This is a genomic window from Pseudomonas sp. GW101-3H06 (assembly GCF_059424605.1).
The window spans coordinates 5763660-5776258 of record NZ_JBWKZO010000001.1; the positions used below are offsets into that span (position 1 = coordinate 5763660).

12 protein-coding genes and 1 pseudogene are annotated in these 12599 nt (G+C 59.6%); 8 read left to right on the top strand and 5 right to left on the bottom strand.

Features of this window, described 5'->3' with window-relative positions; genetic code table 11:
• Positions 1 to 112 precede the first annotated feature (112 nt).
• A complete protein-coding gene (locus tag AC07ZE_RS26510) occupies positions 113 to 499 on the top strand; it encodes a hypothetical protein (protein WP_207267318.1) in 387 nt (128 codons plus the stop codon).
• Positions 500 to 522: 23 nt separating this feature from the next.
• Here AC07ZE_RS26510 and AC07ZE_RS26515 read toward each other — a convergent pair.
• Positions 523 to 1320 (bottom strand): annotated as a pseudogene (locus AC07ZE_RS26515) (mechanosensitive ion channel protein); the annotation flags it as partial.
• Positions 1321 to 1525: 205 nt separating this feature from the next.
• Between AC07ZE_RS26515 and AC07ZE_RS26520 the strand changes: the two are divergent.
• The 5 genes from AC07ZE_RS26520 (at position 1526) to AC07ZE_RS26540 (ending at position 6919) form a co-directional block, all read left to right on the top strand.
• A complete protein-coding gene (locus tag AC07ZE_RS26520; protein WP_207267320.1) occupies positions 1526 to 2737 on the top strand; it encodes an MFS transporter in 1212 nt (403 codons plus the stop codon).
• Positions 2738 to 2936: 199 nt separating this feature from the next.
• Positions 2937 to 3863, top strand: a complete 927-nt coding sequence (locus AC07ZE_RS26525) for a DUF72 domain-containing protein (protein ID WP_207267322.1) — start codon at positions 2937 to 2939, stop codon at positions 3861 to 3863.
• Positions 3860 to 4657 carry an endonuclease/exonuclease/phosphatase family protein gene (locus AC07ZE_RS26530; RefSeq protein WP_207267324.1) on the top strand — a complete coding sequence of 266 codons (798 nt, stop codon included), beginning with the start codon at positions 3860 to 3862 and terminating at the stop codon, positions 4655 to 4657. The genes AC07ZE_RS26525 and AC07ZE_RS26530 overlap by 4 nt, the downstream gene beginning before the upstream one ends.
• Entirely contained in the window at positions 4654 to 5946 is a 1293-nt protein-coding gene (gene clsB, locus AC07ZE_RS26535; RefSeq protein WP_207267326.1) for a cardiolipin synthase ClsB, read from the top strand. The genes AC07ZE_RS26530 and clsB overlap by 4 nt, the downstream gene beginning before the upstream one ends.
• Positions 5933 to 6919 (top strand): lysylphosphatidylglycerol synthase domain-containing protein, encoded by a 987-nt coding sequence (locus tag AC07ZE_RS26540; RefSeq protein WP_207267328.1) that lies wholly within the window; start codon positions 5933 to 5935, stop codon positions 6917 to 6919. Before clsB ends, AC07ZE_RS26540 begins: the two co-directional genes overlap by 14 nt.
• A 57-nt stretch (positions 6920 to 6976) precedes the next feature.
• Here AC07ZE_RS26540 and AC07ZE_RS26545 read toward each other — a convergent pair whose 3' ends face one another.
• From AC07ZE_RS26545 to AC07ZE_RS26555, 3 genes are all read right to left on the bottom strand, one after another.
• The gene (locus AC07ZE_RS26545; RefSeq protein WP_207267329.1) at positions 6977 to 7735 is read right to left on the bottom strand and encodes an alpha/beta hydrolase family protein; all 759 of its coding nucleotides are present in this window, start codon (positions 7733 to 7735) and stop codon (positions 6977 to 6979) included.
• Complete coding sequence (locus AC07ZE_RS26550) at positions 7725 to 8834, bottom strand: DUF3182 family protein (protein ID WP_207267330.1); 1110 nt, start codon at positions 8832 to 8834, stop codon at positions 7725 to 7727. Before AC07ZE_RS26550 ends, AC07ZE_RS26545 begins: the two co-directional genes overlap by 11 nt.
• A 297-nt stretch (positions 8835 to 9131) precedes the next feature.
• A complete protein-coding gene (locus AC07ZE_RS26555; RefSeq protein ID WP_207267331.1) occupies positions 9132 to 10130 on the bottom strand; it encodes a GlxA family transcriptional regulator in 999 nt (332 codons plus the stop codon).
• Between the two features lie 102 nt (positions 10131 to 10232).
• On the opposite strand from AC07ZE_RS26555, the gene AC07ZE_RS26560 reads away from it, so the two are divergent.
• Positions 10233 to 10787 (top strand): cysteine hydrolase family protein, encoded by a 555-nt coding sequence (locus AC07ZE_RS26560; protein ID WP_207267332.1) that lies wholly within the window; start codon positions 10233 to 10235, stop codon positions 10785 to 10787.
• A 242-nt stretch (positions 10788 to 11029) separates the two neighbouring features.
• Positions 11030 to 11530, top strand: a complete 501-nt coding sequence (locus AC07ZE_RS26565; RefSeq protein ID WP_207267333.1) for a YkgB family protein — start codon at positions 11030 to 11032, stop codon at positions 11528 to 11530.
• 84 nt (positions 11531 to 11614) lie between these two features.
• Here AC07ZE_RS26565 and AC07ZE_RS26570 read toward each other — a convergent pair whose 3' ends face one another.
• Complete coding sequence (locus tag AC07ZE_RS26570; RefSeq protein WP_207267334.1) at positions 11615 to 12460, bottom strand: AraC family transcriptional regulator; 846 nt, start codon at positions 12458 to 12460, stop codon at positions 11615 to 11617.
• Positions 12461 to 12599 lie beyond the last annotated feature (139 nt).

A 12599-nucleotide genomic window follows, 5' to 3' on the forward strand; every position in this document is an offset into this window, starting at 1 on the left:
CCGTTAAGTCGTCGCGATGAGAGTCCGGCAGGTGCAGTCCCTCAGTGATATCGATTGCAAACGGCCCCGATGTGAGAACAATCCAACCCGATCGCAAAATAGGAACGCCATCATGTCTTCGGTCAAAATAATCAACCTCCCATCAGGCGTACCGTTCCGTACTTTCAGCGACGCGGCGCGCCGAGCGGGCTTAGATTTTGCTAGCGCAGTCAATGTCATGGAAGAATCGTCATCGGTGGAGTTCACGGAAGCCATATGGGATGGAAATTCCATAAGTCCGTCGCAGAACACCAATGGTAGTCATCCTTTCATCGATGCGTATCTGAAATGTTTATCCGAAGAACTATCGGCAAACGCGAAGGACGCTGTACTGACTGGAGAAAGTAGCGCGGTCGGAGTTGACTTCGATGTCGCTACCTGGGAACTTCGGCCACAAGGGGGGGATAGTCTAAAGATATATTTTTACGTGCAGATAGACATTGTCTCGGGACCGCGTTGAATGGGGACCAGATTGAGGCGGAACACCAGGCCAAAAGAAATCGATGCCGCCAGACCGGTAAATACCGCCATGCTGCTGGTGAGGTTACTGCCCAGCTGATGAGCGATCTGCGGGCTGGTCAGGGCATCGCTCAGGGCGACCAGAAAGCCGATCAGAAACAACGGTCGCGGACTGTCCTGGCGAATGATCTGCACCGCCCTGCGCTTGTGACCGGCATTGAACAACACCACCAGCGACATCACCAATGACGCGGCGAAAATGCCGCTGCTGGTGGCATAGGCAAAACACAAGGCCATTGCCCGGCCGGCCGAGATGGGCAAAAACTGGCTGGCATAGATCGTCAGCGGCAGGCTGATCACCGCGGGGATGCTGTAGGGCAGCACGTAGCCCAGCAATGCCTGACCGCGCTCGCGACTGAGCAGCAAGCGATGCCGGCACAGTCGTTCGGTCAAAAACCTGCCGAACATCCAAAGCAGACCGAAGACGCCTGCCCACACCGCGGTCAGCAGCAGGAAATCCCCCGCCACACTCCAGGCCGACCGGGCCGATGGACGGTTGACCAGTTGATCCACCTCATCGGCTGCACGGTCGGCGCGCAGGCGCCAGGCGTCAACCAGGTTTTCGTTGAGATCGAGTTTTTCCTGTACTTCATCGATGCTCGAACTGATGGCCCCCAACAACCCGCCTTGCACCAGCGGTTGCGGATGTGCCGGTGGTGTCGCGGTGGTCGCCGGCAGGCCCGGGATGGCTGCCGCGTCCAGTTCCTCGCTGCCAATTAACAGCAGCGCCCCCAGTAAAACCGCGGTCTTGAGCTTGATCAACGTATCCGCTCCCTTGGATGAGACTGTAAGGAACTGATCGGGAAATGGCCGGTAAGTTCGGTGATGGCTCCCTCGCCACAGGTATTGCATTGTGTTGGCGATATTTGACCGCTACGCAAATATCAAATGCCTATCCCGCTATTTTTCCGCACAACCCAAACCCCGACACTGCGCCCCATCACATCAATCCACCGGAGTTGCAGCCATGCCCATTGCCTTGCTCGCGCTGACCCTCAGCGCTTTTGCCATCGGGACGACCGAGTTCGTCATCGTTGGCCTGTTACCGACCATCGGCGCCGACCTCGGGGTCAGCCTGCCGTCCGCTGGCCTGCTGGTCAGCCTGTACGCGCTGGGTGTCGCCGTTGGCGCGCCGGTATTGACCGCCCTGACCGGCAGAGTCCCGCGCAAATTGCTGCTGTTGTCGCTGATGGTGCTGTTCACCCTCGGCAACCTCCTGGCCTGGAAAGCGCCGGGCTACGAGTCGCTGATCCTGGCGCGAATCGTCACCGGCCTGGCCCACGGGGTGTTTTTCTCGATCGGTTCGACCATCGCCACCAGTCTAGTGCCCAAGGAAAAAGCCGCCAGCGCGATCGCCATCATGTTCACCGGCCTCACCGTGGCACTGGTCACCGGGGTACCGCTGGGCACCTTCATCGGCCAGCATTTCGGCTGGCGTGAAACCTTCCTCGCGGTGTCGGCATTGGGCGTGATCGCCTTCATCGGCAGCCTGCTCTACGTGCCGAAAAACATCGCCCACAGCAAACCCGCGTCGCTGTTGCAGCAGTTGCAGGTCCTCAAACAGCCACGGCTGTTGCTGGTGTACGCCATGACCGCCATTGGCTACGGCGGCTCGTTCATCGCTTTTACCTTCCTGGCGCCGATCCTTCAGGACATATCCGGTTTCAGCGCGAGCACCGTCAGCCTGGTGCTGCTGGTCTACGGCATCTCGGTGGCCGTCGGCAACATCTGGGGCGGCAAACTGGCGGATAAACGCGGCCCGATCAACGCCCTGAAAATCGTCTTCGCCTTGCTCGCCGCCGTGCTGTTTGTACTGACCTTTACTGCCGGTAATCCGTGGCTGGCGCTGGCCACCGTGCTGGTCTGGGGTGCCGTGGCGTTCGGCAATGTGCCAGGGCTGCAGGTGTACGTAGTGCGCCAGGCCGAACATCACACACCCCATGCAGTGGACGTGGCTTCGGGCCTGAACATCGCTGCGTTCAACCTCGGGATTGCCGGTGGTGCGTGGGGCGGCGGCTTGATCGTTGCGCACATGGGCTTGATCCATACCGCATGGATCGGTGGGCTGGTGGTGTTGGTGGCGCTGGCGTTGACTGCGTGGAGCGGTCGCCTGGATCGGCTGGGACCGGTGTATGCCGAACCGGCCGAGGGCTCTGCCCGTATCGTCGCCGGCCACTGATTAACCCTATGGGAGCGGGCTTGCTCGCGAAAGCGGTACATCAGACACATCGATGCTCGATGTGCCGCCGTCTTCGCGAGCAAGCCCGCTCCCACAGGTGTTCTGCGGTGGTCTGAAAGCTACCGTCCGTAGCGCCACCGAAACTTTCGTCGCCGCCCCGCAGTCAGCAAAAGAATGGGGCACTCGGACGGGAGGCGACATGGCGGCGATTCACATTGGTATTTCAGGTTGGCGCTACACGCCCTGGCGGGGGGATTTTTACCCAAAGGGGTTGCCCCAGCGACGCGAACTGCAATTCGCGTCACGGGCGGTCAACAGCATCGAAATCAATGGATCGTTTTACGCCCTGCAACGACCCGAGCGCTATGCCCAGTGGTATAGCGAAACGCCGGTGCATTTTGTGTTCAGCGTCAAGGCTCCGCGTTTCATTACCCACATCAAGCGCCTGCGTGATATCCACAAACCCTTGGCGAATTTCTTTGCCTCCGGGGTGCTGGAGCTCAAGGAAAAACTCGGGCCGATCCTCTGGCAGTTCCCACCCAACTTTAAATTCGATGCCGAACTGTTCGAGACCTTCCTCGAACAACTGCCCCAAAACACCGCCGAAGCGGCCGCCCTCGCCCGTCAGCACGACTCGCACCTCCAAGGCCACGCCAGCCTCAAGGCGTACAAGAAAAAACCTGTGCGCCACGCCGTGGAAATCCGTCACGACAGCTTCATCGATCCGGCCTTTGTCCGCCTGCTCAAACGCTACAACACGGCGTTGGTGATCGCCGATACCGCCGGAAAATGGCCGTATCGCGAAGACATCACCAGTGACTTCGTTTACTTGCGCCTGCACGGTGCCGAAGAACTCTACGCCAGCGGCTACACGCCGCAGGCACTGCAACGCTGGGGTGAACGGATCGAGGCCTGGAATCAAGGTCGGCAACCGAAGGATCCCCATTTGATCGCACCCCGGCAGAAACCCAGGGCACGCAAATCCCGCGAAGTGTTCTGTTACTTCGATAACGACATCAAGGTCCGCGCACCTTTCGATGCCCGCCGACTGCTGGAGCGATTCGACCTCCACCAGGATTTGGCCACCATCCCCGGTGAGCCCGTTGCCGAAGGAGCATTGCCATGAGCATGCGCGAACCGGTCGGCGTCACTGACGAGCAGGCCACCATCGACACCATGGTGCATCGTTTCACGGTGCTGACGGTGAACACCCACAAGGGTTTTACCGCGTTGAACCGGCGCTTCATCCTGCCGGAGCTGCGCGAAGCGGTACGCAGCGTCTCCGCCGACGTGGTGTTTTTGCAGGAAGTCCATGGCACCCACGAACAGCATCCAAAGCGTTACAACAATTGGCCGGCGATGCCGCAGTACGAATTCCTCGCCGACACCCTGTGGCCGCAATTCGCCTACGGACGCAATGCGGTGTATCCGGCGGGCGATCACGGCAACGCGCTGCTGTCGAAATTCCAGATCGTGCGCCACGACAACCTCGATGTGTCCATCAGCGGCCACGAGAATCGCGGGATCCTGCATTGCGTCTTGCGCCTGCCCGGCGAAGGCCCGGAGGTGCATGCAATTTGCGTCCATCTGGGCCTGCGTGAAAGCCACCGCAATGAACAACTCAAACTGCTGGCCCGCCGTCTGCAAGAGCTGCCAGACGATGCGCCGGTGGTCGTCGCCGGAGATTTCAATGACTGGCGCCTGCGCGCCGATGCCCTGCTCAAGCCCTGCGGTTTGTGCGAAGTGTTCGCCGAGCACCACGGCAAACCCGCGCGCAGTTTCCCCGCACGTTTGCCGGCGTTGCGTCTTGACCGTATCTACGTACGCAACCTCAAGGCCAGTTGCCCACAAGTATTGACCACCCGGCCCTGGTCGCACCTTTCGGACCACGCACCGCTGTCGGTGGAGATCGAACTATGAGCACCTCGCCGATGGAAAAATCTACCGTGGAACAGATTGCCGCACCGCCGACCAGCGCACCCGCGCCGGTCGACATCGAGTATCGCTGGCAAGGCAGCAACCGCGTCGAACTGCTTGAAAACGGCGAAGCCTACTTCCCCCGAGTGTTCGAGGCCATGCGCCAGGCCAAAACCGAGATTCTCCTGGAAACCTTCATCGTGTTCGAAGACAAGGTCGGCGAGGAACTCAAGACCGTGCTCATCGACGCCGCGCAACGGGGCGTGCGCGTCACCGCCAGCCTCGACGGATTCGGCTGCGGCGAACTGAGCACCGATTATCTGACCGCACTCAGCAGTGCCGGTGTGCACTTGCAAATGTTCGACCCGGCGCCGAAGCGTCTGGGCATCCGCACCAACTGGTTCCGGCGCCTGCACCGCAAGATAGTGGTCGTGGACGGGACCGTTGCCTTCATTGGCGGGATCAACTTTTCCGCCGATCATCTGGCCGATTTCGGCCCCGAGGCCAAGCAGGATTATTCGGTTGAAGTGCAAGGCCCGGCAGTGGCCGACATTCATCACTTTGCTCTGCTGCAATGCGGTCGTCCCGCACGGGCCAAATACTGGTGGCAACGACGCCGCCAGCGTCGGTCGGAACTGGCCGTCACTGATCACGATGGCCAGGTGCGGCTGGTATATCGCGATAACGCAGAACACTCGACCGACATCGAAGAGGTTTACCGCCAGGTATTGCGCACTGCGCAACGGCGCGTGGTTATCGCCAACGCTTACTTTTTCCCGGGCTACCGACTGCTGCGCGAGATCCGCAACGCCGCTCGCCGCGGTGTTGATGTGCGACTGATTCTGCAGGGACAACCCGACATGCTGGTGGCCAAACTGGCCGCGCGCATGACCTACGATTACCTGCTCAAGTCCGGGGTGAAGATCTACGAATATTGCGACCGCCCGTTGCATGGCAAGGTCGCTCTGGTGGACGAAGACTGGAGCACGGTCGGCTCCAGCAACCTCGACCCGCTGAGCCTGTCGATGAACCTGGAAGCCAATGTGTTGATCCGCGATCGCGCGTTCAATCGTGACCTGTTTGATCGCCTCGAAGAACTCAGCGACAACCACTGCAAGGCCATGTCGGTGGACGAAGCCCCGCGCGGGCGCGTCTGGCACATGACCGTGGGGTTTCTGGTGTTCCACTTCCTGCGGCATTTCCCGGCATGGGCCGGTTGGTTGCCGGCGCATAAACCACGCCTGAAAGCGTTCACCTCACTGACCGGGAGCGATCCGCATGAGCCGCACTGAAACCCATGCGGCGCCCCACGCCGACCACTCGGCCAAATCCCGCTGGAGCCGTTGGAAAAGACCGCTGACGATGTTGTTTTTTCTGGCGCTGATTGTGCTGTTGACGATGTTCGCCCAGCGCATCGAATGGGGCGAAGTACTCGACACCCTGGCCGACTTCAAGGTCCGCACGCTGATCATCGCCGCCGGGCTGACCCTGACAAGTTTTCTGGTCTACGCCTGTTTCGACCTGATCGGCCGCACCTACATCCGCCAGGACCTGACGTGGAAACAGATCCTGCCGGTGGGGATCATCAGTTATGCCTTCAATCTCAACCTGAGCGCCTGGGTCGGCGGCATTGCCATGCGTTATCGGCTGTATTCGCGGCTCGGCGTGAGCAAAAGCAACATTGCGAAAATCCTTGGCCTAAGCCTGGCCACCAACTGGTTCGGCTACATGGTCATTGCCGGGGCGGTGTTCAGCAGTGGATTGGTACGCATGCCCCCGGGCTGGAAACTCAGCAGCGGTGCACTGCAAGGTGTAGGCGTGTTGCTGTTGCTGGTGAGCGCGGGATATCTCGCGGCCTGCCAGTTCTCCAGACGTCGCGAATGGTCGATACGCGGCGTGGAAATCAACTTGCCTTCCCTGCGCATGGCAATCCTGCAACTGGCTCTCGGGGCGTTGAACTGGTCGCTGATGGCAGCCGTCATCTTCACCCTGCTGCCCAGCAAGCTCGACTACCCATTGGTGCTGGGCGTGCTGCTGATCAGCGCTATCGCCGGGGTCATCACCCACATACCGGCCGGGCTCGGCGTGCTGGAAGCGGTGTTTGTGGCACTGCTGCAACACGAAGCATCGCGAGGCAGCCTGGTGGCGGGGTTGCTGGCTTATCGGGCGATTTATTTTCTGTTGCCGCTATTGATCACTTTAGTGATGTATCTGCTGGTGGAGGCCAAGGCCAAGTCGTTGCGGATTGCGAAAAAACCCAAGTGATTTGCGGTGTCTGAGCGGGCGCCTTCGCGAGCAGGCTTCATGACTGACACCACACAATCACTTGGACTGAATAATGCTCAACCGTTCACCCACCACCATTTCCGTGATCCAGTCCACGAGGATCGAGGTGTAAGCCTGCTGTGAAACGGGATCGCTCAACGCATGATCAGCACCGTCGATAATCCTGTGCGTCAACGAGTGAGTCTGCTGACACGCCGCGCGGTAACTCATGATGGTCGCGTGGGGCACATAGTCATCGGTTTCGGACTCGACCAACAACACATCGCCGGTAAATTGCGAACAGGCATGCAGTGCCCGATTGCTGTCAGCGCGCACCAGCGTACTGCGGTAATCGCGCAAGTCGAGCTTGTCCAGATCACGCTTGGGGGTGTGCCATTGTTCGTCGCGATACAGCGCCGGCACCCGCAGCGCCAGCCATCGCACGGGGCGCAGCGACGTGAGGATCGAGGCCAGGTAGCCGCCATAGCTGGTGCCGACCACGGCAATCGCCGAGGTATCCAGCGCCGGATGCGCAAGCAGGCGGTCGTAGGCCGCCAGCAGGTCTCGCAGGTTGTCTTCACGGGTCACCCGGGTCAGCGGAATGCCGGTGCCGCCGGTATGCCCGCGCAGGTCAAAAGTCAGGCAGACACACCCCAGGCCGGCGATGCCTTTGGCCCGCTCCAGGTCCCGCTCCTGACTGCCGCCCCAACCGTGCACGAACAACACACCGGGGACCTTCGATTTGGGACTGAGAAACGTCCCGCTCATTTGTTCATCATCGATGTCGATTTGAATGCTTTCGCTTCTAGCCGTCATAGGATTTGACCGTTACGTACTTGAGCAGGAAATCACTGTTTTGCGCTGGACCACGATACACCTCGATGGCGTCTGCGGGCAGCGGCTGGTCAATGTAGGTTTCCACCGAAGACACACGGATCGCGCGCATTTGCGGGTCATTGACGAAGCTCTGCAAAGCGGCCACTTCGGCGCTGCTGGCACCGCCCATGCGCCAGGATTGTTCGAGTACGCCGCTGCGGTGTTTACCATCACTGGCCACGCCCTGGGCAATATCGTAGTTACGCCGCGAGGCGTAGAAACCCGGATAGGCTTCATCGGCGGCGCTGTCGAAGACTTGCGCCTGCTGGATTGCCAACCGCACGCCATCAGGCAGATCCAGCGCCAACAGGTCGTGATAGTCACCCTGCACCACCAGCAAATCAGAGCCGCCATAGACCTCTTCGCCTTCAGCGTCCTTGGTCAAGTATTGTTCACCGCAGTAACTCAGCACTTTGTCGCCAATGAAACTCTGGCCGACGCTGTGGGTGATCACCTGATCCAGGTCCTGCTCCAACACCACGCCCTCGCTGAACAGGGTTTTGACCTCAGACCGAGTGAGCATTTCGTCGAACTGGTCGAGGCTCTTGATCACTTCCTGACCGCGCCCGGCGCAGGCGTGAATCGGCTTGAGGCGGATTGGTCCGCTGTAAAGCAAATGCTCCGCCGCAGGTCGTGCATCATCAAGGGAGAACACGCTGAGGCCATCGAGCACGACACCACGTACCCGTTCGGAGAACAGCGGTGCCCAGCCTTTCGGCGCATGGGCATGGCGGTTGAGCAAACCGTGGCTAATGGCTTTGGTGCAAATGAAGTCATGGTCGACGTAACCGCCCCACAAATCCTCCGGCCCCCTGATACCCAGTTGCCGCGCGGCTTCGGGCCCCACCAGCGTTTGGGTCGGCAACAGGTAAATGTCTCGACCGCGATGCTGCTCCGGGTCGTAACTGCCACCGAACTTGAGCCCGAGGATTTGCGCCAGCCACTTGGCCAGCGCGCGATTGGTTTCGATTTCATGCAATGGCGCGTCGGGGTGCACCGAGTGGGCGACCACCAGTTTCTTGCGGTTTGTTGGGGTCATGCATCCCCCTTCAATCGGTGCTGGATGAATGTAGTTAGAGGGGTGCAGGGATCAGGCCAAACGCGGTAGAGGAGAAACGGTATTCATATCAGCCAGTTACATGATCGGCGATGGCGGCGCGTCGTTTTATTCTGCACGACAACCTTCAAGACTCTGGCATTTTGCACGACTCAAACCCGACGATACCCCTCCTGTGTTCGTTTCTACATCGCGAATGCGGTGTATCAGTCAGCATTGATGTGTTTGACACATCGCATTCGCGAGCAAGCCCGCTCCCACATTTGATTCAAGGTGACTTCACGACCGCAACGATGCGGCGATTGGTGTCACCCCAAACCGCGTCCGATAATCACTCGGCGCCAGCCCGGTGATTTTCTTGAACGTCGAGCGAAACGCCCCTGGGTCCTGATAGCCCACGGTCCAGGCAATGTGATCGATGGTGCCATTGGTGAATTCGAGCATTTCCCGAGCCTTGCCGACCCGCAGGTGCTGGCAGTATTCCGTGGGCTTGAGCCCGGTCGCCGCGCGGAAGCGGCGCAGGAAGGTGCGCTCCTCCAGCCCTGCCCGTTCGGCCATTGCCGTCAGTGACACATCGGTGGCGCCGGTGCTTTGCAGCCAGTGCTGCACCTTGAGTATCGAAGCATCGCCATGGCTGAGGATCGGCGCGAAGTTGCTGCCACATTCACTGGCACTGTCGCTGTGCTCCACCACCAGAAAACGCGCGGTGCCGGTGGCGATGCTTGGCCCCAGCAAGCGATCCACCAGGCGCAGCCCCAGTTCGGACCAGGCCATCAGCCCCGCCGTGGTAATCAGGTCGCCGTCATCGACGATGGGTGTATCGGCCTTGAGCTGGATCGCCGGGTAACGTTCGGCGAAGGCTTTGGCCGAAGTCCAATGGGTGGTGGCGCTACGACCGTCGAGCAGGCCGCTCTCGGCCAACAGAATCGAGCCCACACAGACGCCGCCCAGAGTTGCACCTTGGGCATGTTGCTGCCTGAGCCAGTGAACCAGCGCCTGCGGTGCCTGGCCTTCGGAAAACCCCGCAATCGAAGGCGGAATCAGTACCGCCATCAGTGCACCGTCCGCCGCGGGATGGCTGTCGTAAACCCGGGCGGGCGATTGATCGCCATCCGCTCGCCAATGGCTGACCCGCAACAGCGGCAAGTGTGCGACCTGATGCTCGGCGGCGATCCGGTTGGCCACCCCGAACAGATCAGTCAACCCATGCACCGCCGCCATCTGCGCGCCGGGATAGATCAACACGCCCAATTCGACGATTGCCCTTTGTGCGTCCATTGTCAGTTTTCCCCCTTTTATTGTCGGTGCGGCCAATCCCCGAACGGCCTGCCAAAGCCAATACTTCGTTCCACACCCAAACCGCACTTCGAGGAAACAGTCATGGCCAAGCAAGCACTCATCGTAGTCGATATCCAAAACGACTACTTCCCCCAAGGCAAGTGGCCGCTGGTCGGCGCCGATGCCGCTGCCGACAACGCTGTCCGCCTGCTCAAGGCCTTTCGCCAGGCCGGTGATTCGGTCGTGCACATTCGCCACGAGTTCACTTCCGACGCCGCACCGTTTTTCACCCCCGGCTCCGAAGGCGCGAAGCTGCACCCCAAAGTCCTCAACCAGGGCAATGAGCCGGTGGTGCTCAAGCACTTCGTCAACTCGTTCCGCGAAACCGAACTGCAGTCCATCCTCGACCAGCAAGGTATCGAGGAATTGGTGGTTGTCGGCAGCATGAGCCACATGTGCATCGACGGCATCACCCGCGCCGCCAACGACCTCGGTTACAGCGTCACGGTGATCCACGACGCCTGTGCCTCCCGTGACCTGGCGTTCAACGGCCTGACCGTTCCGGCAGCCCATGTACATGCCGCGTTCATGTCTGCGCTGGGTTTTGCCTACGCCAACGTGGTGTCTACCGACGAGTTTCTCGCGAACGCCCAGTAACCGCTGATCCAGAGCAAAAATGAAAAAGCCCATGGCCTCGAACGCCATGGGCTTTTTTGCCGGTGGGTTTGGACGATCTGCATTGAACGCAATACCGCCAGAACCCTTAAGCGTTAAGCCGCGGACAACAATAACTCCACTCCCAACGTAAACCGCGGGGGTTCAGGAGATACCGCACCAAGTGTTTGCCTGGTTGTTTTACGCACTTAACTTTTGAACCAAACTCACTGGAAGCCTGAACAATGAACACCATGAATATCAGTACCGACAGCTTGTCGAAAAAAACATCCCTCGGCGTCAGCACCATGGCGCTTGGCACCTACGGCATCTACTTCGCCCTCGCCGTTATCTACTTCTGGTTCGGCGGCATGAAGTTCACCCACTACGAAGCAGAAGGGCTGGTTCCGCTGGTGAGTAACAGCCCATTGCTGGGCTGGGTGTACAACATCTTCAACGTGGATCTGTTTTCCGCTCTGCTGGGTGTTCTTGAGGTCTCGATCGGTGTGTTGATCGCAGGTCGCCTGCTGTCACCGAAGCTTTCGTTGATCGGGGGCGCGTTGTCGGCGGGGCTGTTCATTACGACACTGAGCTTCATGGTCTCCACGCCTGGCGTGATTGAACCTGGTCTTGGCTTCCCGGCCATCAGTGTTGCGCCCGGTCAATTCCTCCTCAAGGACCTTGGGCTGCTTGCCGCTTCCATCTTCGTAGCGGGCCATTCCTTGACCAAGTTGGAAAGGCCTTGACCTGACAACTTCACAATGAAAATGGCCTGAAACAGTTCGATGTTTCAGGCCATTTTCCATTTCTGTTTCAACCAACTGACTTCCTCATTCAGAAAGCTCATTCCCCTCACCCGTCAGGGATTTCATCCAGTCCCGTGGGCTGTAGCCTGTCTTGCGCCGAAACGCACGGGCAAGCGCCGAAGGACTTTCATAACCAACCTCGTCAGCAATCAGCGTGATCGGTCGCCCTTCACGCAAGCGTTTCTGCGCCAGACTGATCCGCCAACTCAGCAGGTAATCCGCCGGGGTCTGCCCCAGAACGGTGCGAAAATGCACCGCATAAGCAGCGCGGGACATGTTCGACTCATTCGCCAACTCTGCAACTGACCAGGGTCGTTGAGGTGCGTTGTGCATCTGTATCAGGGATCGGGACAGTCGCGAATCGGCCAGTCCGGCCATCATTCCCGTACTCAACTGATGGTGGTCGAGCAGATGCCGGAGCAGCAGGATAATCAACAGTTCGAACAAGCGATCAAGCACTGCTTCCCTGCCGCAATGTCCGCCCGCGGCTTCACTGAACAACCATTTCAGCGTATCGGCCAGCAGCGGCAACTCGTCCAGGGACAACACCAGGAAATCGGGCAGCGATGCGGATATCGGGTTACTGGCGCCACCGTCAAACTCCAGCAACGCACACAACAATTTGGCGCCCTCGGACTCGTCTGCGATCAGTTGATGGCGGCTGGGACGAGGCAGAAAAATCAGACTGGGCCGGGCAAGCAGCATGTCGCCCGCCCCCGGAACTTTCAGTGTGAGGGTGCCTGCCTGCAGCAGGTGAACATGACCGCGCGGTTCGGCGCCATCGTATGACGATATTCCACAAAGCTTGCCGCTGAAGAACAGGTTTGCGCGCACGCCGAACTGGGACAGCAACGTAGACAGACGGTCCATGGGCAACCTGCGGTCAGGAATAGACGATTAGCATCATATTAGCCCGCAAGCTTGCTCCAGTTGCAGCCATTTGCAGCGGGCGCCCGGATGAAACGCTGACAACAAAAAGCCCGGCATCCTTACGGAATGCCGGGCCTTG

Excerpts from the sequence above, each read along its gene's own strand:
- AC07ZE_RS26510 (WP_207267318.1), top strand. The coding sequence starts at position 113 with ATGTCTTCGGTCAAAATAATCAACCTCCCATCAGGCGTACCGTTCCGT.
- AC07ZE_RS26520 (WP_207267320.1), top strand. The coding sequence starts at position 1,526 with ATGCCCATTGCCTTGCTCGCGCTGACCCTCAGCGCTTTTGCCATCGGG.
- AC07ZE_RS26525 (WP_207267322.1), top strand. The coding sequence starts at position 2,937 with ATGGCGGCGATTCACATTGGTATTTCAGGTTGGCGCTACACGCCCTGG.
- AC07ZE_RS26530 (WP_207267324.1), top strand. The coding sequence starts at position 3,860 with ATGAGCATGCGCGAACCGGTCGGCGTCACTGACGAGCAGGCCACCATC.
- clsB (WP_207267326.1), top strand. The coding sequence starts at position 4,654 with ATGAGCACCTCGCCGATGGAAAAATCTACCGTGGAACAGATTGCCGCA.
- AC07ZE_RS26540 (WP_207267328.1), top strand. The coding sequence starts at position 5,933 with ATGAGCCGCACTGAAACCCATGCGGCGCCCCACGCCGACCACTCGGCC.
- AC07ZE_RS26545 (WP_207267329.1), bottom strand. The coding sequence starts at position 7,735 with ATGACGGCTAGAAGCGAAAGCATTCAAATCGACATCGATGATGAACAA.
- AC07ZE_RS26550 (WP_207267330.1), bottom strand. The coding sequence starts at position 8,834 with ATGACCCCAACAAACCGCAAGAAACTGGTGGTCGCCCACTCGGTGCAC.
- AC07ZE_RS26555 (WP_207267331.1), bottom strand. The coding sequence starts at position 10,130 with ATGGACGCACAAAGGGCAATCGTCGAATTGGGCGTGTTGATCTATCCC.
- AC07ZE_RS26560 (WP_207267332.1), top strand. The coding sequence starts at position 10,233 with ATGGCCAAGCAAGCACTCATCGTAGTCGATATCCAAAACGACTACTTC.
- AC07ZE_RS26565 (WP_207267333.1), top strand. The coding sequence starts at position 11,030 with ATGAACACCATGAATATCAGTACCGACAGCTTGTCGAAAAAAACATCC.
- AC07ZE_RS26570 (WP_207267334.1), bottom strand. The coding sequence starts at position 12,460 with ATGGACCGTCTGTCTACGTTGCTGTCCCAGTTCGGCGTGCGCGCAAAC.